The organism is Erythrobacter sp. S158, assembly GCF_057364915.1.
Window position 1 is genome coordinate 1877269 of record NZ_CP200279.1, and the last position, 23604, is coordinate 1900872.

At 61.0% G+C, this 23604-nt stretch carries 32 protein-coding genes; 10 read left to right on the forward strand and 22 right to left on the reverse strand.

Features of this window, described 5'->3' with window-relative positions:
• Nucleotides 1-9: 9 nt before the first annotated feature.
• A complete protein-coding gene (locus AC0V6T_RS09240; protein WP_486126260.1) occupies nt 10-732 on the reverse strand; it encodes a hypothetical protein in 723 nt (240 codons plus the stop codon).
• Between the two features lie 366 nt (nt 733-1098).
• Between AC0V6T_RS09240 and rarD the strand changes: the two genes are divergently transcribed.
• Nucleotides 1099-2019 carry an EamA family transporter RarD gene (rarD, locus tag AC0V6T_RS09245; protein ID WP_486126261.1) on the forward strand — a complete coding sequence of 307 codons (921 nt, stop codon included), beginning with the start codon at nt 1099-1101 and terminating at the stop codon, nt 2017-2019.
• On the opposite strand, the gene pyrC is transcribed toward rarD, so the two are convergent.
• Nucleotides 2016-3053 (reverse strand): dihydroorotase, encoded by a 1038-nt coding sequence (gene pyrC, locus AC0V6T_RS09250; protein ID WP_486126263.1) that lies wholly within the window; start codon nt 3051-3053, stop codon nt 2016-2018. The genes rarD and pyrC overlap by 4 nt on opposite strands.
• Before the next feature lie 82 nt (nt 3054-3135).
• On the opposite strand from pyrC, the gene AC0V6T_RS09255 reads away from it, so the two are divergent.
• Nucleotides 3136-4023 carry an ATP-grasp domain-containing protein gene (locus AC0V6T_RS09255; RefSeq protein ID WP_486126265.1) on the forward strand — a complete coding sequence of 296 codons (888 nt, stop codon included), beginning with the start codon at nt 3136-3138 and terminating at the stop codon, nt 4021-4023.
• A complete protein-coding gene (gene ygfZ, locus AC0V6T_RS09260) occupies nt 4020-4751 on the forward strand; it encodes a CAF17-like 4Fe-4S cluster assembly/insertion protein YgfZ (RefSeq protein ID WP_486126267.1) in 732 nt (243 codons plus the stop codon). The genes AC0V6T_RS09255 and ygfZ overlap by 4 nt, the downstream gene beginning before the upstream one ends.
• Nucleotide 4752: 1 nt before the next feature.
• On the opposite strand, the gene AC0V6T_RS09265 is transcribed toward ygfZ, so the two are convergent.
• The 4 genes from AC0V6T_RS09265 to rplU all read right to left on the reverse strand — a co-directional run bounded on the left by AC0V6T_RS09265 (nt 4753) and on the right by rplU (nt 6949).
• Entirely contained in the window at nt 4753-5349 is a 597-nt protein-coding gene (locus tag AC0V6T_RS09265; protein ID WP_007163562.1) for a TetR/AcrR family transcriptional regulator, read from the reverse strand.
• A 68-nt stretch (nt 5350-5417) separates the two neighbouring features.
• A complete protein-coding gene (locus AC0V6T_RS09270; RefSeq protein WP_486126270.1) occupies nt 5418-5960 on the reverse strand; it encodes a GNAT family N-acetyltransferase in 543 nt (180 codons plus the stop codon).
• Nucleotides 5961-6158: 198 nt separating this feature from the next.
• Nucleotides 6159-6428 (reverse strand): 50S ribosomal protein L27, encoded by a 270-nt coding sequence (gene rpmA, locus AC0V6T_RS09275; protein WP_486126272.1) that lies wholly within the window; start codon nt 6426-6428, stop codon nt 6159-6161.
• Nucleotides 6429-6442: 14 nt separating this feature from the next.
• The gene (rplU, locus tag AC0V6T_RS09280) at nt 6443-6949 is read right to left on the reverse strand and encodes a 50S ribosomal protein L21 (RefSeq protein ID WP_486126274.1); all 507 of its coding nucleotides are present in this window, start codon (nt 6947-6949) and stop codon (nt 6443-6445) included.
• Between the two features lie 222 nt (nt 6950-7171).
• On the opposite strand from rplU, the gene AC0V6T_RS09285 reads away from it, so the two are divergent.
• Both AC0V6T_RS09285 and AC0V6T_RS09290 read left to right on the forward strand, forming a co-directional pair.
• Nucleotides 7172-7675, forward strand: coding sequence for a hypothetical protein (locus tag AC0V6T_RS09285; protein WP_486126276.1), 504 nt, complete (start codon nt 7172-7174; stop codon nt 7673-7675).
• Nucleotides 7675-8364 carry a Crp/Fnr family transcriptional regulator gene (locus AC0V6T_RS09290; protein WP_486126278.1) on the forward strand — a complete coding sequence of 230 codons (690 nt, stop codon included), beginning with the start codon at nt 7675-7677 and terminating at the stop codon, nt 8362-8364. The genes AC0V6T_RS09285 and AC0V6T_RS09290 overlap by 1 nt, the downstream gene beginning before the upstream one ends.
• Before the next feature lie 51 nt (nt 8365-8415).
• On the opposite strand, the gene AC0V6T_RS09295 is transcribed toward AC0V6T_RS09290, so the two are convergent.
• The 16 genes from AC0V6T_RS09295 to coxB all read right to left on the reverse strand — a co-directional run bounded on the left by AC0V6T_RS09295 (nt 8416) and on the right by coxB (nt 20298).
• Nucleotides 8416-8847, reverse strand: a complete 432-nt coding sequence (locus tag AC0V6T_RS09295; protein WP_486126279.1) for a hypothetical protein — start codon at nt 8845-8847, stop codon at nt 8416-8418.
• 81 nt (nt 8848-8928) lie between these two features.
• On the reverse strand, nt 8929-9384 hold the full coding sequence (locus AC0V6T_RS09300; protein ID WP_486126281.1) for a molybdenum cofactor biosynthesis protein MoaE: 456 nt from the start codon (nt 9382-9384) through the stop codon (nt 8929-8931).
• 4 nt (nt 9385-9388) lie between these two features.
• The gene (locus AC0V6T_RS09305) at nt 9389-9631 is read right to left on the reverse strand and encodes a MoaD/ThiS family protein (RefSeq protein ID WP_486126283.1); all 243 of its coding nucleotides are present in this window, start codon (nt 9629-9631) and stop codon (nt 9389-9391) included.
• Between the two features lie 6 nt (nt 9632-9637).
• On the reverse strand, nt 9638-10648 hold the full coding sequence (gene moaA, locus AC0V6T_RS09310; RefSeq protein ID WP_486128552.1) for a GTP 3',8-cyclase MoaA: 1011 nt from the start codon (nt 10646-10648) through the stop codon (nt 9638-9640).
• A gap of 34 nt (nt 10649-10682) precedes the next feature.
• Nucleotides 10683-11015: a Rossmann fold domain-containing protein gene (locus tag AC0V6T_RS09315; protein ID WP_486126285.1), complete on the reverse strand. Its 333-nt coding sequence runs from the start codon at nt 11013-11015 to the stop codon at nt 10683-10685.
• Nucleotides 11015-11398, reverse strand: a complete 384-nt coding sequence (locus AC0V6T_RS09320; RefSeq protein ID WP_007163551.1) for a dihydroneopterin aldolase — start codon at nt 11396-11398, stop codon at nt 11015-11017. Before AC0V6T_RS09320 ends, AC0V6T_RS09315 begins: the two co-directional genes overlap by 1 nt.
• 11 nt (nt 11399-11409) lie before the next feature.
• A complete protein-coding gene (locus tag AC0V6T_RS09325; protein WP_486126287.1) occupies nt 11410-12297 on the reverse strand; it encodes a class I SAM-dependent methyltransferase in 888 nt (295 codons plus the stop codon).
• Nucleotides 12297-13703 carry a threonine synthase gene (gene thrC / locus AC0V6T_RS09330; RefSeq protein WP_486126289.1) on the reverse strand — a complete coding sequence of 469 codons (1407 nt, stop codon included), beginning with the start codon at nt 13701-13703 and terminating at the stop codon, nt 12297-12299. The genes AC0V6T_RS09325 and thrC overlap by 1 nt, the downstream gene beginning before the upstream one ends.
• Before the next feature lie 73 nt (nt 13704-13776).
• Nucleotides 13777-14349 (reverse strand): SURF1 family cytochrome oxidase biogenesis protein, encoded by a 573-nt coding sequence (locus tag AC0V6T_RS09335; protein WP_486126291.1) that lies wholly within the window; start codon nt 14347-14349, stop codon nt 13777-13779.
• Nucleotides 14346-14726 carry a DUF983 domain-containing protein gene (locus tag AC0V6T_RS09340; RefSeq protein ID WP_486126293.1) on the reverse strand — a complete coding sequence of 127 codons (381 nt, stop codon included), beginning with the start codon at nt 14724-14726 and terminating at the stop codon, nt 14346-14348. The genes AC0V6T_RS09335 and AC0V6T_RS09340 overlap by 4 nt, the downstream gene beginning before the upstream one ends.
• Entirely contained in the window at nt 14726-15595 is an 870-nt protein-coding gene (locus tag AC0V6T_RS09345; RefSeq protein WP_486126295.1) for a cytochrome c oxidase subunit 3, read from the reverse strand. Before AC0V6T_RS09345 ends, AC0V6T_RS09340 begins: the two co-directional genes overlap by 1 nt.
• A 33-nt stretch (nt 15596-15628) precedes the next feature.
• A complete protein-coding gene (locus AC0V6T_RS09350; protein WP_486126297.1) occupies nt 15629-16225 on the reverse strand; it encodes a cytochrome c oxidase assembly protein in 597 nt (198 codons plus the stop codon).
• A gap of 3 nt (nt 16226-16228) precedes the next feature.
• Entirely contained in the window at nt 16229-16354 is a 126-nt protein-coding gene (locus AC0V6T_RS09355) for a hypothetical protein (RefSeq protein ID WP_007163544.1), read from the reverse strand.
• A complete protein-coding gene (locus tag AC0V6T_RS09360; protein ID WP_486126299.1) occupies nt 16351-17319 on the reverse strand; it encodes a heme o synthase in 969 nt (322 codons plus the stop codon). The genes AC0V6T_RS09355 and AC0V6T_RS09360 overlap by 4 nt, the downstream gene beginning before the upstream one ends.
• 87 nt (nt 17320-17406) lie before the next feature.
• A complete protein-coding gene (gene ctaD, locus AC0V6T_RS09365) occupies nt 17407-19134 on the reverse strand; it encodes a cytochrome c oxidase subunit I (protein ID WP_486126301.1) in 1728 nt (575 codons plus the stop codon).
• A 60-nt stretch (nt 19135-19194) separates the two neighbouring features.
• Nucleotides 19195-20298 (reverse strand): cytochrome c oxidase subunit II, encoded by a 1104-nt coding sequence (gene coxB / locus AC0V6T_RS09370; protein WP_486126303.1) that lies wholly within the window; start codon nt 20296-20298, stop codon nt 19195-19197.
• Between the two features lie 239 nt (nt 20299-20537).
• Here coxB and pyrE point away from each other — a divergent pair, with 239 nt between their 5' ends.
• The 5 genes from pyrE to lepB all read left to right on the forward strand — a co-directional run bounded on the left by pyrE (nt 20538) and on the right by lepB (nt 23584).
• Nucleotides 20538-21143, forward strand: coding sequence for an orotate phosphoribosyltransferase (gene pyrE / locus AC0V6T_RS09375; protein WP_486126305.1), 606 nt, complete (start codon nt 20538-20540; stop codon nt 21141-21143).
• 9 nt (nt 21144-21152) lie between these two features.
• The gene (locus tag AC0V6T_RS09380) at nt 21153-21896 is read left to right on the forward strand and encodes a pyridoxine 5'-phosphate synthase (protein ID WP_486126307.1); all 744 of its coding nucleotides are present in this window, start codon (nt 21153-21155) and stop codon (nt 21894-21896) included.
• Entirely contained in the window at nt 21893-22174 is a 282-nt protein-coding gene (locus AC0V6T_RS09385; protein WP_486126309.1) for a pyridoxal phosphate biosynthetic protein, read from the forward strand. Before AC0V6T_RS09380 ends, AC0V6T_RS09385 begins: the two co-directional genes overlap by 4 nt.
• 3 nt (nt 22175-22177) lie before the next feature.
• Nucleotides 22178-22582 (forward strand): holo-ACP synthase, encoded by a 405-nt coding sequence (gene acpS / locus AC0V6T_RS09390; protein ID WP_007163537.1) that lies wholly within the window; start codon nt 22178-22180, stop codon nt 22580-22582.
• A gap of 72 nt (nt 22583-22654) precedes the next feature.
• Nucleotides 22655-23584, forward strand: a complete 930-nt coding sequence (gene lepB, locus AC0V6T_RS09395; RefSeq protein ID WP_486128554.1) for a signal peptidase I — start codon at nt 22655-22657, stop codon at nt 23582-23584.
• Nucleotides 23585-23604: the final 20 nt, after the last annotated feature.

Consider the following 23604-nt stretch of genomic DNA (forward strand, 5'->3'; position numbering starts at 1 on the left):
GTCACGGCCCTACTTGCGCCAATGAACGACATCCACGGCGGTCATCGCGCCCGGTCCTTCGCGAAACTCGAAGATGACCTTCTGGTCACGCCGTTCGCCATGAAGCTGCGCAGCGGGTTGGGCATACCGAGTGATATCAAAGCGTGCCCGCTCAATCTTGGTCCAGTGGTATTCCAGCGCATCTTCGATCGAGACAGGGGTCACATATCGCACGACCCGCACGACACAGGTCCCCTCATCCACCCCTGCAGCCTGTTGGACCATGCCATGCGGCATGATGGAAGAGGTCGAAGGCATGCGGGTGGACCATTCCAGATCGCTATCCATGCGAGCGATGCAATCCGTCCGCGCCCCTGCTGCCTCGACCATCTGGTCTGCTGTTTTCAGATCGGCAAAGGTGGTCTCGCTTCCCTGTGGACTGGCACTGGGAGTTACGGGGATCTGGCCATCTTCGAGAAGTTCGAGGCGGGACTCCTCGCGAGCTCTCGCCGCAGCGTCTTCTCTTGCTTCGATCAAGGGAAGTGGATGGCCATCGCGATAGGCGATCACGGCATTGGCTTCGCTGCGCCATGATAGGTCGGGATCAACCATCAGCGGGTCGTTAAGCGCGCGCGCGAGTTGCGGGTCCTGTGCAAGGACCTGCGCTGGTGCTTCATCGACCTGTTCGCCGCAGCCGGAAACGAACGCGAGCGTGAGCGTGAGAAAGGCAAAATGAGTGGCACGGGTCGTCATTGGCCCCTGATGCCTGACTTTGGTTAATTTTCGCTGAGATGACGCGCGTCTTGCGCGAAAAGTTGAAAGCGCCCCCACGCCCCTTTTTGGGGTCATGGGAGCGCCTTCCGCGACTGGTGGGAGCCGCGCCCGGACCGCTTGGTGGATAGCGACCCAAGGTCAATTGAGAGACCCGCTCACAGGAGAAGGGGTGGAGAGGGGGGAGCGGTGCCTCTCAGTGTGCGTTCATCTATAGAGGGTTGAAACTGAACGAAGCGCGAAAGCGGATGTTGGTTTTCGTTCAGGTTTGCGGGTCGCTTCGGAGCGATTTGGCCGCAATCGGCGTGCTTGCGCATGGGGTCGCCGCCGCCTACTTGCCGGTGCCAGATGTCCCAGCCAAACGACCCTTCCGCTTCGCCCAGCCCTTCTGGCCTTCCAGCCGCGCTCGGCGCCTACATCATCTGGGGCTTCCTGCCGCTGTACCTGTTGCTCGTGACGGCGGTGCCGCCGTTCGAGTTCGTGGGCTGGCGCATCATCTGGACACTGCCGCTGTGCCTGCTGATCGTGGCCTTCCGCAGCCAGTTTGCGGAACTGCGCCGCGCTCTCAGCAACAAGCGAACAATGCTCGCGCTGTTCGCCAGTGCGATCCTGATTGCGATCAACTGGTTCGTCTACATCTGGGCGATCATGCAGAACCAGGTCTACGCGGCCAGTCTTGGCTATTACCTGAACCCGTTGCTCAACGTGCTGCTCGGCACGCTGTTGCTCGGCGAGCGGCTGAGCCGATGGCAGTGGCTGGCAGTCGCCATCGCGGCAAGCGGGGTGGCGCTCTTGGCCGCCGGTGCGCTCACGACCTTGTGGATCAGCCTCACACTTGGCTTCAGCTTTGGCCTTTATGGCATTGTTCGCAAACAAATTGATGTTGGATCGCTACCCGGCCTCACGATTGAAAGCATGATCCTCCTCGTGCCAGCTATTTGCATCGTCGCCTGGTACGCGGCGAGCCCGGCCGGCCCTTCTTTCGGTAACGATTTATTCCTCAGCCTCGCGATCATCTTTTCGGGCGTTGTCACCGCAGTGCCGCTGTTGCTCTTTGCTATTGCGGCGCGGCGGATGGATTATTCGACGCTCGGCTTCATCCAGTATCTGGCGCCGACCATCGTCTTCTTCCTCGGCCTTACCGTGTTCGGTGCGCAGCTTCGGCCAGTACAGCTGGGTAGCTTCGTCCTGATCTGGACCGCCGTTGCGATCTTCGTTGCAGACCTGTGGCTACGCAGTCGCCGGGCAAAAGCGGCCGCCGCCGCTTAGCCCGCGAACCGCCAGCCGATAGTCTGTCCGCCATGCCAAGGGACGATTTCCGAGCCGACCAGCGGCAGGCTAACAGGCACTGACACCTCAGCCCGCTCCAGCGTCACCGTGTCCTCGTTTACCGGCAGCCCATAAAAGGCAGGACCGTGGAGCGAAGCAAAGCCTTCGAACTTGTCGATGGCGTCCTCTTCATCAAACACTGTGAGATAGCTTTCCAGCGCAAAAGGCGCACCAAAGATGCCCGCACACCCGCAGGCGCTTTCCTTGTCGCCGCGCAAATGCGGCGCACTGTCGGTGCCGAGGAAGAACTTTGCATTCCCGCTCACTGCCGCTTTGCGCAGTGCAAGACGATGGCTCTCGCGCTTGGCGACCGGGAGGCAGTAATTGTGCGGCTGGATACCGCCCACAAGCAGCGCGTTGCGATTGATGTGGAGATGCTGCGGGGTGATGGTTGCGGCGACATTGGGGCCGCTCTGCAGCACGAAGTCCACCGCGTCGCTGGTAGTGATATGTTCGAACACGACCTTCAGCTTAGGAAAGCTTGCAACGATGTCACGCAGGTGGCGCTCGATAAACTCTGCCTCACGGTCGAAGACGTCGATGTCTGCGCTGGTGACTTCGCCGTGGACGCAAAGGACGATGCCCTCTGCCTCCATCCGTTCGAACACCGGGTAGATCTTTGCAACATCGCTGACGCCATGCGCGGAATTGGTCGTCGCGTTGGCGGGGTAGAGCTTCGCCGCAGTGAACACCCCGTCCGCCGCTCCGCGCGCGAGGTCATTGGCGTCGGTCGTGTCGGTGAGATAGCAGGTCATTAGCGGCATGAACTCCACGCCCTCAGGCACTGCTGCGAGAATACGCTCGCGATACTCCGCCGCCATCGCCGCCGTCGTGATCGGAGGCGTGAGGTTGGGCATGACGATCGCACGCGCGAACTGGCGAGCGGTGTAAGGCAAGACCCCGCGCATGATATCTCCATCGCGGAAATGCAGGTGCCAGTCATCGGGGCGGCGGATGGTGAGTGTGTCGGTCATCGATCGCGAGCCTTAGGCGGCGGCTTCCGCTCGCGCAACGGGGGTTTCCAGCCCCTATCATCAGCCCTAAGGCCGCAAACCAATGAGCAAGATTGCATTCCTTGCCTGCGAAACCACTCTGCCCGGCGCGGGTCAACGCCGCGGCGACGCTTTCGAGCATGATCTGATGGTTGCATCACTCGAACCGGCGATGCGTTGTGCAGGCGTCGAGTTCGCCGTGATCGATTGGGAAGCACCGCTTGAGACCTTCGACGGCGTCGGTCTCGCGATGCTCGGCACGGCTTGGAATTACCAAGACAACTCAGAGGCTTTCCTCGCGAAACTCGAAGCTCTCGAAGCACGCGGAGTTCGGGTCTGCAATTCAGCACAGGTCGTGCGCTGGAACATTACCAAGACCTATCTGCGCGACCTGTCCGAGCGCGGCGCTGCGACGATCCCTACTTTATGGCTCGACGGTTTGAACGCCGACGATGCCCGTGCCGCGATGGACGAGTTCGACACCGACAGGATCGTGGTCAAACGCCAGGTGGGAGCTGGCGCAGAGGGGCAAGAGCTGCTGAAGCGCGGCAAGGTTGGCGATGACTGGCACTTTGAGCATCCGGCGATGGTGCAGCCGTTTCTCGAAGCAATTACGAAGGAAGGCGAACTCAGCTTCATCTTTATCGACGGCGACCTAAGCCACGCGCTGCGCAAGAAGGCGGCAGACGGCGATTATCGCATCCAGTCGCTTTATGGCGGGACCGAAAGCGTGCACACCCCCTCGCCCGCCGAAGCACAGGCTGCACGGGCCATCATCGATGCCCTGCCCTTCAATGCGCCGCTCTACGCGCGCATCGACATGCTGCGCGCGGACGATGAAACGCTAATGGTCATGGAAGCCGAGCTGATCGAACCCTATCTCTACCCCGAACAAGGACCGCAGCTGGGCGAGCGTCTTGCCAGAGCTGTTGGAAAGAGATTGAAGCTATGAGCGGCAAACTTTTGAACGACAGGGCGATCATCCGCCTTGCAGCCACCGACGATGGCGAAGATGTGCGTGGCTTCCTCCAAGGCCTCGTCACCAACGACGTATCCCGTGAACTGCCTGTTTACGCAGCACTGCTGTCGGCGCAGGGCAAAGCAATGTTCGACTTCTTCATTTGGGAAGGCGAAGATGGCGAGATCCTGCTCGATTGCGAAGCAGAGGCGGCGGACGATCTTGCAAGAAGGCTTTCGCTCTACCGCCTGCGCCGCAAGATCGACATCGCGCGCGAGCAGACGCAGGCCGTTTTCTGGTCGCGGGAAGAATTTGACGGAGCGAAGCCCGATCCTCGCCTGTCCGACCTGGGGTACCGTGCTGTTGCAGAGCGCAGCGAAACTGAATCAGCCGATGCTGAATACCTAGCCCACCGCCTCAGCCAAGGCGTGCCCGAAGGCCGCGCGGAGCTTGCCGATATCCTTTGGCTAGAAACCAACGCGGTCGAGCTTCACGGCGTGAGTTTTGAAAAGGGCTGTTATGTCGGGCAGGAAAACACGGCCCGCATGAACTGGCGTCAGAAGGTCAACCGCAGGCTGGTAGTGGTTCCCCTGGATCAGTCCGAAGAGAAGCGCCGCAAGGCTAGCTATCCCGAGCTTGCGCTCGCCGTCGATCACCTGCGAGTGGCGGACCTTGATCCCTCTACCCTGCCCGGATGGCAGGCAGCGGGCATTTCGGACTGACTTACGCCTCGTAGTGCTCGGCCATCGAGGCTTCGAGGTTGGCCGCAGCCCGTTCGCGAGCGGTGTCGCGCGGCAGGCCCAGCGATTTCGCAAGCGCCGCCCCGATCAAAGCATCGCCGAGCGCCAGCAGCACAAGGCTCAGAGTATCCTTGTGCACATGCAGCGGATCGTTGTGCGTTTCCGCCTCTTCCGGAGCGACCTCGTCGACCAGTTCGTGGATAGTCGTGATGATCGGATTGAGCGCGTCCTCGTTGCCGGTCAGCAGCATCCAGCTGGTGAGCGCGCCTGCCCCCTCGCGATCGAAAGCATCGAAGGCGAGATCTACGACTTCGCGAGCCGAGCCAAGCCCAGCACGGCTTGCGCGCACGGCTTCGATGATTGTCTCGCAGACGGTCTTTGCCAGATGCTCTGCCAGCGCCTTTTGCAGACCGGATGCCGAGCCGAAATGGTGCAGCAAGTTTGCGTGCGTGCGCCCTATGCGCGCAGCCACCGCCTTGAGCGTCACCGATTGCGGGCCTGTTTCGATCAACAGCGCGCGAGCAGCTTCAAGCGCCGATTTGCGCGATTCTTCCGGGCTTAGTCTTTTGCGACTTGTCATATCGATTGCGAGTTTAGGCCAATCGGCAGCGCCTCTCAAGCGCTGCCGGTTGGCCTTACCCGAAGGTCTCACGCGGCCCGCTTCTCGCTGGCCTCGTCCCGCGCCGCGAGATCGAGCACGAATTCAGCCGTCGGAGCCGATTCGCCGCGCCCGCACGAATGCCGCTCGACGATCCGCCCTGTCGGCTGGAACCCCAGCTTCTCGAGCACCCGGCCAGAGGCGGGATTGTCGAGGAAGTGGCCCGCGTGAACTTGCGTGTGCCCAAGCGTACGCGCGATCTTCAACGTCGCCTCACCCGCTTCGGTGGCATAACCCTGCCCCCAATGCTCACGCGCGATCCAGTAACCGAGCTCGATCGTGTTGCTCTCGTCCATCCGGTCGATCCCGACGCAACCGATCACCTGCGCATCGCTGGCACGGGTGATGAGGAAACGCGGGAACAACGGCTCGCATGGCAGCGAGGTAAACTCGCGCGCATCTTTCGCCGAATAGGGCCACGGCGCGCGCGCCAGGTTTCGCACGACGCCTTCATCGGCGATGCCCTTGAGCACGCCTTCCCAGTCTTCCGGCCAGATCGGTCTGAGCAGCAATCTTTGACTGCGATGAAACACGAGAACTCTCCATCTCGCCCCGCGAGTGCACTTAGGCACGATGCGTGACAATTGCGTGGCAGCGAAAGATAATTTCGCCGAGCTGAGAGGGAGAAACGACAAGAGGGAGACGGGTCGGCCCCATCTCCCTCTTCGTTGCCGATTGCTATGATCGGCTAGGACCGTCCCGGTGGACGATCCTTTTCTTGAACCGTCCGGTTATTCGGCTGCTTCCGCAAACATGTCTACCGACACGTATTTGCGGTCTTGCTTGCCCTTGTGGAATCGCACGACGCCCGCTTCGAGTGCGAAGAGGGTGTGGTCCTTGCCCATGCCGACATTGGTGCCCGGGTAGAACTTGGTGCCGCGCTGACGCACGATAATGTTGCCAGCGAGGACCTGCTCGCTGCCGAACTTCTTCACACCAAGACGACGACCGGCTGAGTCGCGACCGTTACGCGATGAACCGCCTGCTTTTTTATGTGCCATTGGTCTCTACGTCCTTACTTGTCTTCAGCCTTGGGCGCTGCCTTCTTGGCAGGAGCCTTCTTGGCCGGTGCTTTCTTTGCAGCGGGCTTCTTGGCCGCTGCGGTCTTCGGTGCTGCCTTCTTGGCCGGAGCCTTCTTGACAGGTGCGGCCTTGGCTTCTGCTTCTTCCTTCTTGGGAGCAGCTGCCTTCTTGGCCGGAGCCTTCTTGGCCGGAGCCTTCTTGCCTTCGCCTACGTCGGTGATGCGCAGGAGCGTCATCTGCTGACGGTGACCGGCCTTGCGGCGGTAGTTGTGACGGCGACGCTTCTTGAAAACGACGACCTTCTCGCTCTTCGCCTGAGCGATAATCTCAGCCGAGACGGTCACCTTCGATGCGTCAGCGATCGAATCGCCTTCGCCGGCGAGCAGAACGTCGCCCAGGGTGACGGTGTCGCCCGCTTCACCAGCGAGCTTTTCAACGGCAATCTTGTCTCCGGCGGCAACCCGATATTGCTTGCCGCCTGTGCGCACTATCGCGAACATGGCTTGTAACTCTCAATCTTGCGTGTGTGTCCGGAGAGCGACTTGGAGGCGCGACAACCGAACGACATTACGGCGCCGCGTGGTTGCAGCGCCGGAAAGAGTGGTGCCGTTAAGGGAAAGGGTGCGACAAGTCAACGCCTCACGACCGACAAATTCGCGGTGAGTTCACACCAATTGGCGTATTTGCGCGCCTACGATCCCGTGATAGTCGGGAAAGGGACGATGAAAAGCTATTTTTGCAAATTTGTACTGACAGGTACCGCCGTGCTGACGTTGGCTGCGTGCGCTGGCGATTCTGATCGCTATCCCTCGCTTGCGATACGCGATGCGGAGCGGGCGACGGGTCAGTTTACGCCTGTTCAGAAGCCGGCTCCGGCCGCGATCACACCTGCCGATCGTGCCAGCATCGGTGCGGCGCTCGAGCAGGCTCGCAGTACCCATGAACAGTTCATGGCGCAGCAGCCCGCCGCTCTCAGCTTGGCCCGCTCCGCCGGCGGCAGGGGGAATGACAGCGACGTGCGATCACGCGCTCTCGTTGCGGTTGCGAGCCTGTCATCTCTAAGAGGACAGACCGCGATTGCGCTTGCCGATCTCGACCGGATGGAAGTCGAAGCAGCAACCAGTTTCGCCGCTATCGAGGACATTCGAACCGCGCAAAGCTACGTCGCGCGGCTTGCGACCGAACAGGATGAAATGCTCGAAACTCTGAGTGAGGTGATGCGCTGATGAACCTTGCCTGCGCAACCTGTCCGGTAAAGGACAGCGCGGCTTGCGCGGTCCTTACGCCTGAAGAACGCGATGCTCTCGCTGCCGCCGGCCGCACGCGGACCTTGAAACGCGGAGAAATGCTGTTTGCTGCGGGCGATGACGAGGCCGCTTGTGCGACCCTCGTCAGCGGCGCGCTGAAAGTGAGCGCATACGATCAGGACGGAAACGAGCAAATCCTCAGCCTCGTCCATCCCTCGGGCTTCATCGGCGAGCTGTTCACGCCCTTTGCCCATCATGACGTTGTCGCCCTTACAGAGAGCCGCCTTTGCACCTTTGCCCGCATCGATATCGAGCGGGCGATTGACGACTACCCCACTCTCGCCCGTGCCCTGCTGCGTCGCAGCCAGGAAGACCTGCTGGCGACCCGCAACCTACTCGAGCTGACAGCCCACGCCAGCGCCGAGGCGCGGCTTGCGGCGCTGCTGCACGATTTTGCGGCTGCTGCGAGCGATTCGTCGTGCCATCTCGCTTCGTCATTTGAATTGCCGCTGACGCGCGGCGAGATCGCCAACATGCTTGGCCTCACGATCGAGACGGTAAGCCGCAAGCTGGGCGAGCTCGAAGAGATGGGAGCAATCGCGCGCAAAGGAAAACGCGGGATCGATGTGCTCGACCCCGCGCTTCTTCAGGATTTATCGGGTCGCTAGGATCCCTTCAGCGCCCCGGCGGGTTTGCACTCCCGTCCCCCGCAAAACCAGTCAGGCTACGAACGCCGCGATGGTTACGATCGCGATGCCCCAGGCGACGATCAATACCGGAAGGATGAGCGTCTGGATCGCTGCATCGCGCGGTGCGAGACGACCGGTAGCGGTCATGATGCCGCCTTGTCCGAACTTGCCAAGCGTCATGGGGCGCGAGCCATTGTCCTTGAGGCGCGTCCAGATCGACGGGACACCGAACCCAGCGACGATGAACAGACCAAAGATCACCATCGGGATGGCCAGTTCGGCATTGCCGAATGCTGCGGTCATCAGGCCGAGAAAACCGAAGTAGCAAGCAACGGTCACGCCGTAGAAGAAGGTCGGAAGTTCGAAGTTGCGGTCGGCTTCGACCTGGTGGCGCGGTGCGACGGGCGCTTCGACAAGACGCGCATTGCCGCGGGCGAGTTGTTCGTGAATTTGCTTGCTCATGGATGTTCTCCTTCGTTGAAAGGAGAATTAGGTCAGGTGCTCAGACACCACCTTGATCCAGATCAAACAAATGCGATTTTGTCAGTTCCAGCGCGCCAGATCGTCGTGGTCCTGCGGGCGCGGCTCAATCCAGTGCCACTGGCCCCCTTCACCATTGGCACGCTTTTCGCGCTTCCAGAACCATGCCGCGCTCTTGAGATGGTCCATGCAGAAATCGACCGCGAGGATGGCATCGCGCCTGTGCCTTGCGGCAGCGCCAACAAGGACGATGGGATCACCGGGGCCCATTGTTCCGATCCGGTGGATCATGGTGAGGCCCATTAGGTCGAACCTCTGCTCTGCCTGCGCGGCGAGCTCTTGCATCCCGGGCAAAGTGAGCGGCTCGTAATGCGACAGCTCCAGCGCTTCCACCCCGCCGCTCGCACGGACCTTTCCCACGAAACTCGCGATCCCTCCAGCATCGGACGTGGCCGCTGTTAGGGCTTCAAGCTCCGCGCTAGGATCCATTGGTGTGTCGAGCAGGCGAATGTCGCGCAAAGGACTACCCGCCGCTCACCGGCGGAAGCAGCGCGACCTCGTCGCCATCGTTTGCCTTCAATGCAGTCTTGTCAGCGAGTACGCGACCCGCGCATGCGACGTTGACGCGTTCCTGCTGAAGCTGATCGGCAACCTCTTCGCCCACAGAGCCAAGAAGCCCCGACCAGTCGAGAGGCGCTTCAACTTCGAGCATCTCTGCGCCAGCCAAGTCGCGCAGGGGGCCAAGGAACAGGATCGTCACGGCCATGTCCGATTACCCTCCCGTCATCGACATATGGCGGACGAGCGCGGGGGCGGCGCCTCGCTCATCCATGCGGAAATGGTGACGCTCTGGCTTGATCAGCATCGCTTGATCGAAAGCGCGTGCAAGTTGCCCTTGCGGATCGTCCGAACGCAGCACCGCGCGCAAGTCGACCCGCTCGCCGCCTCCAAGGCACGGATAGAGCTGCCCGGTCGCGGTCACGCGGATGCGATTGCACCCGTCGCAGAAATTGTGGGTATGCGGCGTGATAAAGCCGAGCCTGCCGCCGGTTTCTTCCACATCGACATAACGCGCGGGGCCTCCGGTCGACGCGGCGTTGTCGGTGAGCGTCCAGCGCTCTTCCAGCCGCGTGCGCACCGTATCGAGTGGAAGGTACTGGTCGAGGCGCTCTTCCTCGACATCACCCAGCGGCATCACTTCGATCAGCGTCACCTCGTGGCCCTGCCCGTGCGCCCATTCGATCAAGTCGGGCAGTTCCTCTTCGTTGGCACCCTTCAAAGCGACAGCGTTGAGTTTGACCTTGAGCCCCGCCTCTTTTGCCGCAGCAATCCCGTCCAGAACCCGCGGCAGAGCATCGCGCCGTGTAAGCTTCGCGAACAGTTCCCGGTCGAGCGTATCGAGCGACACGTTGACCCGCCGCAACCCCGCCTTGACCAAGGCATCGGCATGATCGGCAAGCTTGGTCGCATTGGTGGTCAGGGTCAGTTCCTCGAGCCCGTCACCCAGCTTGCGGCCAAGCGCGCGGATGAGATCGACGATATCGCGGCGCACCAGCGGCTCTCCGCCGGTGATGCGGATCTTTGTTACGCCGCGGTCGATGAAGCCGCTTGCAAGGTCGTAGAGCTCTTCGAGCGTCAGCACTTCGCGCTTGGGCAGGAAGGTCATGCGCTCTGGCATGCAATAGGTGCAACGCAGGTCGCAGCGGTCGGTCACCGACAGTCGCAAATAGGAGATGCGCCGACGATAGCTGTCGACCAAAGGCGCGCGCGGCTCCCCGCTCATATCCAGCGTGTCGCGTGTTCGTGAGGCGCCAAGCTCAGTCATGGGCCTGAACATAGTGCCCCGTGACGCCGGGCGCATCTTTCAAATAATCAAGGACGCGATCGAGCGCGCTGCCGGGCTCCCCACCTGCAATGTTCACCCGCTTGGGCGCGTAAGTGCGCGCCAGATCGCCTGCGAGAGCCCTGCGCCAGCCATCGTGGTCCGATCCTGCGGGCGGAAGGGCAATGGTGAGCGACTGGCAGGCAGCATCCTCGATCGCCTCGCGCACGATCGGGAGCATTTGCGAGACGAAGAATGTGTGCGCATTGAGCGCGCCTTGCGGCAGGTCGCGCTGGCATTCCCAATTGACGTGCCGCGCTTCGCCCATCAATCGGCAGGGCGTTCGCGGTGAAGGGTGATGCCGATTTTCTCGTTCGCCTCGGCAATCGCAAGCTTCACGATCTTCACCGTGACCGCTTGCACGCGCCTGTCTTGTACGAAAAGGGTCTCGCATATGTGGTCGGCCACCGCTTCGATCAGCTTGAAGTGAACCCCTTTCGGGAGGCCCTCTCCAGCTGCGAATTTCAGATCCATGTAGTTCTTGCTCGCATCCAGCGGCGTATCCGGCTCGTAGCGATCGGCAACATCGTACCGTGCCTGGATCGTGATACGCAGCGGCTGCGGCTTGCCGGTTTCCTCTGAGTAGATGCCGGTCAGGACATCGACTTCGAGATCGGCGACTTCGAGAATAAGCGAATCGGTGTTGTTCATCATTTCGCCCCTTAGCCCGGATTGCTCCAGCGCGCGAAGATTGCGGTAGGGAGCAAGCGGCCACCCTCACCCTCTTCGCGCACGGCAAGGTCACCGTGCTCGATCTGGCCGGGGAGGTCGCGCAAAGCTTCTTCAAGCAGGCCGGCGATCGCGAGACTGCTCATCCGCACGGCATAGACGGTGAGAAAGAGGAAGGCGCTCTTGTCGGCGAGCAGCTTTGCACAATCGCCGACGAGGGCGGGCAGTCCCTCTTCCAATCGCCACGTTTCGTTCTTCGGACCGCGCCCGAACTTGGGCGGGTCAAGGATGATGCCGTCATAGCGGCGCTCCCGCCGGACCTCGCGCGCGGTGAATTTGGCCGCGTCGTCGACCAGCCAGCGGATCGGCCGATCCTCCATCCCTGAAAGTGCAGCGTTTTCACGAGCCTGCGCGACCGACTTCTTGGAGGCATCGACGTGGGTGACCCGGCCATGGTCGCTCAGCGCGAGCGTCCCTACCCCTGTGTAGCCAAACATGTTTAGCGTCTCGGCATCTGTGCGCCCGGCGAGTTGCGTGCGCATCCAGTCCCAGACGGGCGCCATATCGGGGAAGAATTGAAGGTGGCGGAAAGGGGTCGGCTGCGCTGTGAAGCGTACGTCGTTCCACCCCAGCTCCCAGCCATCAGGGACGTCCGGCGTAAGGTTCCAGCGGCCGCCTCCGTCTTCGTCAGAGCCAGGCACGAATTCACCCGCTGCGGGCCAGTCGGCAAGGCGCGGCTGCCACATCGCCTGCGGCTCGGGACGGATGAACGCATGCGGGCCGAAGGATTCGTATTTGCGCCCCGCCCCACTGTCGAGCAGGCGGTAGGCGTCCCAGCCCTCGCACTCCATGACGACCGGTTGTTGAACAAGTTTGGCCATCAGATCGCCGACGGGGTCGCCGTCTGAAGCACGAAATCGCGCGAAGCCTCGTAGTCGCCGCCAAGCTCGGTGAACATCTCTTCGCGACCAAACAGATCGCCGACCCGCGCAGGCAAGGAAGGACGCACGCCCACGGCGCGCTCGACCGCATCGCGGAATTTCGCCGGGTGCGCAGTTGCCAACGTCACGATAGGCGTACCGGGCGCGATACCCTCGGCAACCTGCGCCGCGTGAAGTCCGACGCCGGTATGCGGGTCGATCACCTGTCCGGCATTGCGATACGCCCATTGCAGGGCGCGGGCGGTTTCGTCCTGATCGGCGCGTGCGCTCGAAAACAAAGCGGAAGCGCCCTCGCGCTGCGCATTGGTGAGTTGCATGGCTTTCGATGCATCGAAGCCAGAAATCTGCTGAGCCATCGCCGCACCGTCTCGCCCGCCAACATCGAACAGTAGCCGCTCGAAATTGGAGCTGACCTGGATGTCCATCGAAGGCGTAATTGTAGCGGTGGTTTCACCCGCCGAATAATCGCCATTGGTCAGCGCGCGGTGGAGGATGTCGTTCACGTTGGTTGCCACGATCAGCCGCTCGATCGGCAGCCCCATCTGCGCGGCGACATAGCCTGCGAACACGTCGCCAAAATTGCCTGTTGGTACGCTGTAGGCAATCTTGCGATCAGGCCCGCCAAGCTGGAGTGCGGAGTAAAAATAGTAGACCACTTGCGCCATCAACCGCGCCCAATTGATCGAGTTGACTGCGCCGAGGTTGAGCGTGCCGGTCACGCTCTCATCGGCGAACATCCGCTTCACGTGGCGCTGGGCGTCGTCGAAGCTGCCTTCGATCGCGAGATTATGGACGTTGGGCGCGCGCACCGTGGTCATCTGGCGCCGCTGGACTTCCGATACTCGGCCCGAGGGGTGGAGCATGAAGATCTCGACCCGTTCGCGCCCCGCCACCGCATTGATCGCAGCCGAACCGGTATCACCGCTAGTCGCGCCAACGATGGTCAGACGCTCGTCACTGCGGGCAAGGAATATCTCGAACAGGTGCCCGAGCATCTGCAGCGCGACGTCCTTGAATGCGAGCGTCGGGCCGTGGAACAGCTCAAGCAGCCAATGCGTCTCATTCATCTGCACCAACGGGGTCACGGACGCGTGACCGAAATCGCCGTATACCGTCTCGCACAGCTCTTCGAGTTTGTCCTCGGTCAGCGCGCCCTCGACAAAGGGTAGCATGATGTGTGCGGCAAGCTGCGCGTAGGACAGTCCGCGCAGCTCACGGATCTCTTCGTGGCTCATGCGCGGCCATTCGCGCGGCAGGTACAGTCCGCCATCCGAAGCGAGCCCGGCAAGAGTGGCTCCCTTAAAGTCGAGTGTCGGCGCGGAGCCTCTGGTGGAGATGTATTCCATTGTGCGCCTGCGAATAGCTGCGAGCCCGTTCCGGGGCAAGAAACGCAATGTTGCAAGTCCCCCAAAGAGGCTTTCAGTCCCGCTTTGCCTTTCGCGATTTGAGAGCAAGGAAGTAGATCACGAGCGCTGTCAGCGCGAAGAAGAACCACTGCCCAGCGTAAGCCAGATGGTTGTTGGGGAGGTTGCCCGGATCGGGCTTGGCCAAGGATGCCAGATCGGCAACAGGCGGATCGGCCACCAGTCGCGGACCCGGTGCAATGATACCGCTGACCTCGCCGCCGCTCCATGCCGGCATTTCCAGATCGCGCGTGAAGCCGAGGTCGATGGTGATCGGGCTGTCAGGGCTCCCGCCCGCGCACGTCACGCGCATCGCCCAACCCTTCGCGCCATTGAATGCCGTGCCTGCAACAGGGTCACTGCCTAGCACCCGCGTGCAATCTACCGTGCTCCGGCGAAAGAGCACAGATTCAGCATCGCCTTCCACAGGGAAATTCACCTCGTCCTGCACCCCAGTGGCGGCGGCGTAGTTGGCGATGAGCGCGGCCTTCTCATCGGCCCGGCCCAACTGCCAGATACCGAGTGCGACCATGGTCGCCGCCGCTGCGACGACTAGGATTGTCGGGATAATCGGAATTCGCGAAGTCATTCGCCTTGGTCCTCGCGGTTTTCGTATGAAGCATGAAGCAGCGTCGTCTTGAACAGGCGCAGCGCGAAGATCACGATGCCGATCGTCAGCGGCGCCCAGACAACCGCCTGAAGCCAGAGTGGCGGTCGCACTGTCGCTTCGATACCATATGCGATCATGATGAGGATAATCGCAACCAGCGCCGTAAGCACGCCTGCAAATCGTCCTCCGCGTTCAAGCTCGCCCAGATCGAGACCGCAATGCGTGCATTTGAGCGCCACGCGCGCGGGTGCTTCGAACAGAGTTCGTTCTCCGCACCGGGGGCATAAACCCAAAAGGGCAGCCCGGACTATCCCGGACTGCCCTTTGGTTTGGTCAGGGCCATTGGCCCCGCTCATCAGTGGTATTCAGCGCCCCAGCCGCCCCAGATGTAGACGACGATGAAGAGGAACAACCACACCACGTCAACGAAGTGCCAGTACCACGCAGCCGCTTCGAAACCGAAGTGTTGGCGCGGGGTGAAGTGGCCCTTGTATGCCCGGAACAGGCAAACGGCGAGGAAGATGGTTCCGATCAGAACGTGGAAGCCGTGGAAGCCGGTCGCCATATAGAACGCCGAGGAGTAGGTGTTGCCGCCAAAGCCGAACGGGGCAACGCTGTACTCGTAAGCCTGGATGAAGCTGAACAGAACGCCAAGGGCAACGGTCGCCCACAGGCCCTGCTTCAGACCTTCGCGATCACCATGGATCAGCGCGTGGTGCGCCCAGGTAACGGTGGTGCCCGAGCAAAGCAGGATCAACGTGTTGAGCAGCGGAAGGCTGAACGGGTCGAGCACTTCCATGTTGGCCGGGATGAACTGCGCAATCGCGCCTTCTTCGCCGAAGAGGCTCGTCGTGGTGTCGGCGGATGGATCGTATTCGAGCGCGGTCGGGAAAAGCGCGAAGTCGAAGAAGCTCCAGAACCAGCCCACGAAGAACATCACTTCCGATGCGATGAACAGGATCATGCCATAGCGCATGTGCAGCTGCACAACCGGGGTGTGATCGCCGCGCTCGGCTTCGACCACGATGTTCTTGAACCACATGAAGAAGGTCGCGATCAGACCGGCAAGGCCGAGATACATCACGATCGATCCGGTCGAACCGAACAGGTCCGGATAGAAGTTGAGCACCATGCCGCTGGTGAAGCTGAGGGCCGAGATCGAGCCGACGAGCGGCCAGATATCGGGCTCAAGAATGTGATAGTCGTGGTTTACATTGCCAGCCATGATGGTCGTTCCCGTCCCTAGGATGCGTGTGACTTATTGCGAGCGGTCAAGAGCACTCAATACGGGCTCTTTCGCGCGGTGAAAAGTGTAACTCAATGTAATCTGTTCGACATCGGCGATCACGTCGTCTTCAAGGATCGCCGGATCGACGTAATAGAGCACCGGCATGGTGACTTCCTGCCCCGGTGCGAGCGTCTGCTCGGTGAAGCAAAAGCACTGGATCTTGTTGAAGTAGGCGCCCGCCTGTGCCGGTTCGACATTGAAAGTCGCGGTGCCGGTGATCGGCTCATCAGAAAGGTTCCGCGCGGTGTAGGTCGCCATATCGCGCTGACCAATGCGAACGGTGTCGGTCGACTGAGTCGGTGCGAACTCCCACGGCACATCGCGCGCCATCGAGGCATCGAAGCGGATCGAAATTTCGCGGCCAAGGCCAATAGAGGCTGCACGATTGGCGTCCGCCTCGCTTGCAACCTGAGTGGTCCCGCCAAATCCAGTCACGCGGCAGAAGAGGTCATACAGCGGTACAGCCGCATAGCCCATGCCAAGCATGGCCAAAGCGCCGAGCATCGCGAGGATGCCGGTGCGCAGGTTCTTGCGCGCGGTATCGTCGTGAATGGGAGCGCTCGCCATCGATCAGTCTCCGATCCGGACCATGGTGATGGCGTAGAACAGCACGGCGAAGAACAACAGGGTTCCGCCGACCACGTAGTTGCGTGCCTTCTGGCGGCGCTTGAATTCGGTTTCTTCGTCAGGCGTCATGCGAGCACCCCTGCACCGATGATCCCGTTGTTCTCAAGCACGCGGTCAGCAACCAGCGCTGCGAACAGGATGAAGAGGTAATAGATCGAGAACTTGAACAGCCGGATCTCCGGCTTCATGTCCTCACCTTCCTGGCGATTGCGCAGGCCCACCGGCCATGCGAGCGCGAAGAACAGAATCGAGAGCGCGACGGCGAAAGAGCCGTAAACCCAGCTCGTCCCGCCAATCAGCCAAGGTGCGACTGCCACAGGTGCAAGCAGCACCGTGTAAGCCAAGATCTGGTGACGGGTGTGACGTTCGCCCTTCACCACCGGCATCATCGGAATGCCGACATTGGCGTAGTCGGTCTTCACGAAGAGAGCGAGCGCCCAGAAGTGCGGCGGCGTCCACATGAAGATGATCGCGAACAGCAGGATCGGCATTGCGGTGAGCTCGCCAGTGACTGCGACCCATCCGATCAGCGGAGGAAACGCGCCCGAGCCGCCACCAATGACGATATTTTGCGGCGTGCGCGGCTTGAGCCACATCGTGTAGATGACCGCGTAATAGATGATCGCCGCGAACAGCAGCCCAGCGGCGAGCCATCCGATCGCGACACCCATCACAAACACTGAGACTGCCGAAAGGAAGACACCGAAGTCGCGCGCATCCTCGCGGCGCATGCGGCCACCGGGCAGCGGGCGATTAGCGGTGCGCTTCATGCCAGCATCGAGATCGGCTTCCCACCAGTGGTTGAGAGCAGCCGATCCGCCCGCACCCATCGCAATCGCGAGCACAGCCGTGAAGCCAAGCACCGGATGGATCGAACCGGGCGCTGCGAGAAGGCCGCAGATCGCGGTGAAGATCACCAGCGTCATGACACGCGGCTTGGTCAGCGTGAAGAAGTCACGCCACTCGGTCGGCAGCTTTGCAGCAACCGCGCGCGTCGCGTTTTCGCCAGGGATGATGTCAGCGGTCTGGTTCATTGTCGTATCTGTGAGAGAGAGCGCGCCTCGCGGCGCGCCCTCTCATTGTCTGGTCTGTTCGCCCACCTGAGCAGGCAACCCTCAACCTCAGGCAGTTGCCGGACGGTGGTCGTGGTAATCGTGGTGGTCCTCGATCACCGGAAGGGTTTCGAACTGGTGGTACGGCGGCGGGCTCGGCAGGGTCCACTCGAGAGTGGTTGCGCCTTCGCCCCACGGGTTACCTTCGGCCTTCTTACCGGCCAGCAGCGCGTAAGCGATGTTGACGAAGAAGAAGATCATCGAGCCGGCCATGATGTAATAGCCGTAGGTGCTGATCTCGTGCCAGAACGTGTAGGCTTCTGCGTAGTCGGGATAGCGACGCGGCATACCCTGCATTCCGAGGAAGTGCTGCGGGAAGAAGATCACGTTCACGCCGACGAAGAAGGTCCAGAAGTGGATGTGGCTGAGCAGTTCGGAGTGCATCCGGCCGCTCATCTTCGGGAACCAGTAATAGAAGCCGGCGAACATCGAGAACACGGCGCCCATCGACAGCACGTAGTGGAAGTGAGCAACCACGTAGTAGGTGTCGTGAAGGTTGTCGTCGATGCCGCCATTGGCGAGCACAACACCGGTCACACCGCCAACGGTGAACAGGAAGATGAAGCCCAGCGACCAGACCATCGGCGACTTGAACTCGAGGCTGCCGCCCCACATCGTCGCGATCCAGCTGAAAATCTTCACTCCGGTCGGGACGGCGATCACCATCGTCGCAGCGGTGAAGTACATCTTCGTGTTTACGTCGAGGCCGACCGTATACATGTGGTGCGCCCACACGATGAAGCCGACGACGCCGATAGCGACCATGGCATAGGCCATGCCGAGGTAGCCGAAGACCGGCTTGCGGCTGAAAGTCGCAACGATCTGCGAGATCATGCCGAAACCAGGCAGGATCATGATGTAAACCTCGGGGTGACCGAAGAACCAGAACAGGTGCTGGTAAAGAACAGGGTCACCGCCACCGGCAGGATCGAAGAAAGTCGTGCCGAAGTTACGGTCGGTCAGTAGCATGGTGATCGCGGCTGCAAGCACCGGAAGTGCGAGCAGCAGCAAGAATGCAGTGACCAGCACCGACCACACGAACAGCGGCATCTTGTGCAGGGTCATACCCGGCGCGCGCATGTTAAAGATGGTGGTGATGAAGTTGGTCGCACCGAGGATCGAGCCGGCGCCCGCAAGGTGCAACGAAAAGATCGCGAAGTCGACCGCAGGACCCGGCGAACCGGTGGTCGAAAGCGGTGCGTAAACGGTCCAGCCAACACCCGCACCCGGACCCGAACCGCCGGGAACAAAGAGCGAGAAGAGAAGGCTGAAGAAACCGGCAACGGTCAGCCAAAACGACACGTTGTTCATGCGCGGGAACGCCATGTCAGGCGCACCGATCATGAGCGGGACAAACCAGTTACCGAAACCACCGATCATGGCTGGCATGACCATGAAGAAGACCATGATCAGGCCGTGGGCCGTAATGAACACGTTCCACATGTGCAGCGCGGTGTTGATGTCGTTCGCGCCGCCCATGAACTGGGCCCACCACTGCAGGTATTGAATGCCGGGCTCAGCGAGCTCGACGCGCATGATGCCCGAGATCGCACCACCGATGATACCCGCGATAATCGCGAAGATCAGGTAGAGCGAACCAATATCCTTGTGGTTGGTCGACATGAACCAGCGGGCAAAGAAGCCCGGCTTGTGGTCCGCATGATCGTGATCATGGTCTCCACCGTGACCTGCGTGAGCGCCGGCGCCTGGTGCGAAATCGTCTGCGGTTGTGGCCATCTGTTTGGTCTCTCGCGTTCGTACTTTAATCGTCGTTTCTATTCGGCTGTCTGGCGCGGATTACGCGTCGGCAGCTTCTTCCGGATCCGCTGCGGCCGGCGATTCGTCGCCGGTGTCGATCGGATCATTGTTGTCTTCGAGTTCAGCCGAACCCGGAATGCTGCCACCTTGTTCTACAACCCAAGCCTCGAATTGCTCCATCGGAAGCGCTTCGACGGTGATCGGCATGTAGCCATGGCGCGAGCCGCAAAGCTCAGAGCACTGGCCATAATAGACGCCCGGCTCTTCAATCACGAGCATGCGCTCGTTGAGGCGACCGGGAACAGCGTCCTGTTTGAACCAGAGCGAAGGCACTGCGAATGCATGAATTACGTCTGCAGCAGTGGTCTGGATGCGAAGCGGAACGCCAGCTGGAACAACCATACGGTTGTCGACTGCGAGCTGGTAAGGCTCGCCGCGGCTGAGCGCTTCGTCGGCTTCGAGCATATTCGAAATCACTTCGACGTCGTGGTCGGGATATTCGTAACCCCAATACCACTGGTAGCCGACAGCCTTCACGGTGATCGCTTCTTCCGGCGGGGTCTCATACTGGCGCGCCAGCAGAGTGATCGACGGAACGGCAATAACCACGAGGATGATCACGGGAACGATCGTCCAGACAACTTCGATCATGGTGTTGTGAGTCGTCTTCGAGGCAACCGGGTTGGCTCCGCGGCGGAACTTCACCACCACGTAGAGGAGCAGGAAGAGCACGAACAGGCTGATCACGGTGATCACCGGCATCAGGATGTAGTCGTGCATGCCAAGCGCATAGGCACCATCAGCCGTGTACTGGTCCTGGAAGGTCATGCTTTTGAGCGCGTCGTCCTGATAGGAGGTCGGCATGCCCTTGCCTTCGGTCGGAGCCATCGGCGCATAACCACCAGCCGTAGCGGCGTTCACTTCGCCCGCCGGTGCATCGACGCCGCCCTCGAAAGCGTCTGCCGCAGCAGCAGCTGCGTCAGCATCGGCAGCCGCGCCAGCAGCGCCGCCACCAACATCGGTGCCAGATGCGTCCTGCGCCATCGCCTGCGGAGCAGCAAAAGCGAGGCCGAATGCCATCACCGCTGCCATCAGAGCGACAATTCCAAACTTCATGCGGTCGAGTGCCTGACCCATAATCATGCCTAATCGGTTTAAAATTTTATCCCATTTGCGGGCTGCCTCGTGTCTTTGTTAAAGCACCGAGCGCACCGCGCGTCGATGGCATTCCAGCCATCTTCGGGTTCCCCTTAGCCGCGCTTGCCCAGTGCCTCAAGCGCTTCTAGGGAGAAAATTATGCACTCCCACATGTTGTTGGCGCAATCGGCCTCCGCAACATCTCTTCGATCCCCGTTAACAAGAGCTTCGAAACCGCACCTGCCATGACTTCAAACGAGACCATTCCTTCGACCCTGGACGATGTTCTTGCCGAGTTTCGCAACTCGGGCGCGCTTCTCGAAGGGCACTTCAAACTTTCGTCAGGCCGTCATAGCGGTCACTATCTTCAGTGCGCACGCGTGCTGATGAACCCGAACCGCGCCGGACGTCTGGCTCAGGCTGTAGTCAACGCCATACCGGATGACGTCATCGCACAAGTCGACGTCGTGGTTTCACCGGCAATGGGCGGGATCATCATCGGCCATGAAGTCGCGCGGGTGCTCGGCAAGGACGCTCTTTTTCTTGAGCGGCCGGACGGTGTCTTTCATCTTCGCCGAGGATTCGCACTGGAACCGGGCGCCAAGGTCTTGATGGTCGAAGACGTCGTGACCACTGGGCTTTCCAGCCGGGAGGCTGTCGCGGCGGTAGGCAAGGAAGGCGGCGAAGTGATTGCGGAATGCTCGCTTATCGACCGCTCGATGGGATCGGTCGATCTGGGCGTGCCCTTCTACCCACTCGCGGCATTCGACTTTCCCACTTACGCAGAAGACGAAATCCCAGAGGAACTCGCCCGCGTAGCTGTCACCAAACCGGGAAGCCGCAAGGAATAAACAGCACCAATGACCAACTCCCTCCGCCTCGGCGTCAACATCGACCACGTCGCGACCATCCGCAACGCGCGCGGCGGCGATCATCCTGATCCCGTACGCGCCGCGGAAATCGTGGCCGCTGTCGGAGGCGACGGGATCACCGCCCACCTGCGCGAAGATCGCCGTCATATTCGCGACGAAGACCTTGCGCGGATCCAAGACGCGACCGACCTTCCGCTCAATCTCGAAATGGCTGCGACCGAGGAGATGCTCGAAATCGCCCTTCGCCACAAACCGCACGCAGCCTGCATTGTGCCGGAGAAGCGCGAGGAGCGAACGACCGAGGGCGGGCTTGACGCAGCGGGGCTCCACAACACGCTGACACCAATTGTGTATCGGCTGAAGGATCACGGCATCCGGGTATCGCTCTTTATCGAGGCGGATGAGCGCCAGCTTGATGCCGCGCTGAAACTGGGCGTGCCGGTCGTCGAATTTCACACCGGAGAATATGCTCACGCGATTCTCGACGGAGATAGCGAACGCACCGCAAAGGAATTGCGCCGCATCACCGACATGGCCGCACTCGCCGCAAAGAACGGGATCGAGCCGCATGCGGGCCATGGTCTGACATTTGACAATGTCCAGCCGATCGCCGCCATCCCGCAGATCGCCGAGCTCAATATTGGCCACTACCTGATTGGCGAGGCGATCTTCGCGGGGCTTGAACCTGCAATCCGCCGGATGCGCGACTTGATGGATGAGGCGCGCGGGTGAGCGAGCCTGAACTCCCCGCCCTTGCACCGGCTCAGAAACTCTGGGCCGGTCTTGCAGCGCTCCTGTTCCTGATCGCGATTGGTTTCCTCGGCTTTGCGCTGAATACCGGCGTCTTGCGCCCATTCGCTGTTGGCTGGGTCGCCTTGCAGATCTTCGGCTTTGTCGGAGCACTCAAATTCGCAAACGGCGATTTCGCCCATCCGCTCTTCAAGGCGCAGGTGATGATCCACATCATCGGCCTCGCCCTGCTCGTTCTCAGCTTTTCAAGGGCGCTCTAGACCATGATTATCGGCCTCGGCTCCGACCTTTGCAACATCGAGCGCATCGGCAATTCGCTCGCCCGTTATGGCGAGCGCTTCGAGAACCGCGTATTTACGGAAGTAGAGCGCGCCAAGGCTCGCAAACGCCCTTACACAATCGCCGGAACCTATGCGAAACGCTTTGCCGCCAAAGAAGCTTTTAGCAAGGCGGTCGGCACAGGTTTCCGCCGCGGCGTCTTCATGAAGGACATTGGCGTCGTGAACGCTCCGTCCGGCGCGCCCACGCTTGCGCTCACCGGAGGCGCTGCGAAGCGGCTTGAAGAATTGACGCCAGCGGGCCATGAGGCGCACATTCATCTCACCCTCACGGACGATCATCCATGGGCGCAGTGCTTTGTCATCATCGAAGCCTTGCCCAAGAGCTGACCCGAACAGAAACGAAAACCTATTTTGAGCCAGACCAATACGCCCGCTTCCGACACGGACCAGAAGGCAGACGTGCATCCTCATGTCGAGCTGAAGCAACAGCTCGCGCAGAAGAAAGAGGAAGAGAACGACAAGGTCGACTGGTTCGCCGAATTGCGCGGACTTGCGCTGATGTTGTTCGCAGTGCTCGCGTTCCACAGCCTCGTCGCCAAGCCCTTCTACATTCCGTCGACCTCGATGATGCCGAGCCTGCATGTCGGTGACCGCCTGGTGGTAAGCAAGTACCCCTATGGCTGGTCCTGGGCATCGGCCAGCTTCCACCTGCTCCCTCGCGGAGATTGGCGCATCTTCGGATCGACGCCCGAATATGGCGATATCGTTATCCCGGTGCATCCGACGCGTGATGAGGATTACATCAAGCGCGTCATCGCGCTGCCGGGCGATACGATCGAAGTGCGCGACGGACGCGTTATCCTTAATGGTACGCCGGTAAAGCGTGAGGTCGTTCCCCCGGTGCGCATCCCTTTCGAGCCGGAACTGATGTGCGAAAATGGCCCGTGCCTTACCGCGTTCGAGAACTACCGCGTTCGCGATGAAAGCGGCGCAGAGTATTTCGAACCGCCAACCTATCGCGAGACGTTGCCCAACGGTGCGACCTATCTCATCATCGACCACGTCGACCAGAGCCGCACTCGCTCGGGCGCCAACGATCTTGATAACTTCGGACCCTACACGGTGCCCGAAGGCCATGTCTTCGTCATGGGCGATAACCGCGATGAAAGCGCGGATAGCCGCGCTCCGGCACAGGCACGCGGCCTTGGCGGCGGCATTCCGCTTGAGAACATCGGCGGCCGCGCTGAATTCATCACCTTCTCGCTCGACGGTTCGGCGACGTGGAACCCGCTGACCTGGTTCCCCGCCATGCGCGGCGACCGTGCATGGACGACCTTGCGTCCCGCGATTGCCGAAAGCGGCGAGCGGGCCAGCGAGACAGCCGAGTAAACCAAAGGGCAAGCGCGCCA

Excerpts from the sequence above, each read along its gene's own strand:
- AC0V6T_RS09240 (WP_486126260.1), bottom strand. The coding sequence starts at position 732 with ATGACGACCCGTGCCACTCATTTTGCCTTTCTCACGCTCACGCTCGCG.
- rarD (WP_486126261.1), top strand. The coding sequence starts at position 1,099 with ATGTCCCAGCCAAACGACCCTTCCGCTTCGCCCAGCCCTTCTGGCCTT.
- pyrC (WP_486126263.1), bottom strand. The coding sequence starts at position 3,053 with ATGACCGACACACTCACCATCCGCCGCCCCGATGACTGGCACCTGCAT.
- AC0V6T_RS09255 (WP_486126265.1), top strand. The coding sequence starts at position 3,136 with ATGAGCAAGATTGCATTCCTTGCCTGCGAAACCACTCTGCCCGGCGCG.
- ygfZ (WP_486126267.1), top strand. The coding sequence starts at position 4,020 with ATGAGCGGCAAACTTTTGAACGACAGGGCGATCATCCGCCTTGCAGCC.
- AC0V6T_RS09265 (WP_007163562.1), bottom strand. The coding sequence starts at position 5,349 with ATGACAAGTCGCAAAAGACTAAGCCCGGAAGAATCGCGCAAATCGGCG.
- rpmA (WP_486126272.1), bottom strand. The coding sequence starts at position 6,428 with ATGGCACATAAAAAAGCAGGCGGTTCATCGCGTAACGGTCGCGACTCA.
- rplU (WP_486126274.1), bottom strand. The coding sequence starts at position 6,949 with ATGTTCGCGATAGTGCGCACAGGCGGCAAGCAATATCGGGTTGCCGCC.
- AC0V6T_RS09285 (WP_486126276.1), top strand. The coding sequence starts at position 7,172 with ATGAAAAGCTATTTTTGCAAATTTGTACTGACAGGTACCGCCGTGCTG.
- AC0V6T_RS09290 (WP_486126278.1), top strand. The coding sequence starts at position 7,675 with ATGAACCTTGCCTGCGCAACCTGTCCGGTAAAGGACAGCGCGGCTTGC.
- AC0V6T_RS09295 (WP_486126279.1), bottom strand. The coding sequence starts at position 8,847 with ATGAGCAAGCAAATTCACGAACAACTCGCCCGCGGCAATGCGCGTCTT.
- AC0V6T_RS09305 (WP_486126283.1), bottom strand. The coding sequence starts at position 9,631 with ATGGCCGTGACGATCCTGTTCCTTGGCCCCCTGCGCGACTTGGCTGGC.
- moaA (WP_486128552.1), bottom strand. The coding sequence starts at position 10,648 with ATGAGCGGGGAGCCGCGCGCGCCTTTGGTCGACAGCTATCGTCGGCGC.
- AC0V6T_RS09315 (WP_486126285.1), bottom strand. The coding sequence starts at position 11,015 with ATGGGCGAAGCGCGGCACGTCAATTGGGAATGCCAGCGCGACCTGCCG.
- AC0V6T_RS09320 (WP_007163551.1), bottom strand. The coding sequence starts at position 11,398 with ATGAACAACACCGATTCGCTTATTCTCGAAGTCGCCGATCTCGAAGTC.
- AC0V6T_RS09325 (WP_486126287.1), bottom strand. The coding sequence starts at position 12,297 with ATGGCCAAACTTGTTCAACAACCGGTCGTCATGGAGTGCGAGGGCTGG.
- thrC (WP_486126289.1), bottom strand. The coding sequence starts at position 13,703 with ATGGAATACATCTCCACCAGAGGCTCCGCGCCGACACTCGACTTTAAG.
- AC0V6T_RS09335 (WP_486126291.1), bottom strand. The coding sequence starts at position 14,349 with ATGACTTCGCGAATTCCGATTATCCCGACAATCCTAGTCGTCGCAGCG.
- AC0V6T_RS09340 (WP_486126293.1), bottom strand. The coding sequence starts at position 14,726 with ATGAGCGGGGCCAATGGCCCTGACCAAACCAAAGGGCAGTCCGGGATA.
- AC0V6T_RS09345 (WP_486126295.1), bottom strand. The coding sequence starts at position 15,595 with ATGGCTGGCAATGTAAACCACGACTATCACATTCTTGAGCCCGATATC.
- AC0V6T_RS09350 (WP_486126297.1), bottom strand. The coding sequence starts at position 16,225 with ATGGCGAGCGCTCCCATTCACGACGATACCGCGCGCAAGAACCTGCGC.
- AC0V6T_RS09355 (WP_007163544.1), bottom strand. The coding sequence starts at position 16,354 with ATGACGCCTGACGAAGAAACCGAATTCAAGCGCCGCCAGAAGGCACGC.
- AC0V6T_RS09360 (WP_486126299.1), bottom strand. The coding sequence starts at position 17,319 with ATGAACCAGACCGCTGACATCATCCCTGGCGAAAACGCGACGCGCGCG.
- ctaD (WP_486126301.1), bottom strand. The coding sequence starts at position 19,134 with ATGGCCACAACCGCAGACGATTTCGCACCAGGCGCCGGCGCTCACGCA.
- coxB (WP_486126303.1), bottom strand. The coding sequence starts at position 20,298 with ATGATTATGGGTCAGGCACTCGACCGCATGAAGTTTGGAATTGTCGCT.
- pyrE (WP_486126305.1), top strand. The coding sequence starts at position 20,538 with ATGACTTCAAACGAGACCATTCCTTCGACCCTGGACGATGTTCTTGCC.
- AC0V6T_RS09380 (WP_486126307.1), top strand. The coding sequence starts at position 21,153 with ATGACCAACTCCCTCCGCCTCGGCGTCAACATCGACCACGTCGCGACC.
- acpS (WP_007163537.1), top strand. The coding sequence starts at position 22,178 with ATGATTATCGGCCTCGGCTCCGACCTTTGCAACATCGAGCGCATCGGC.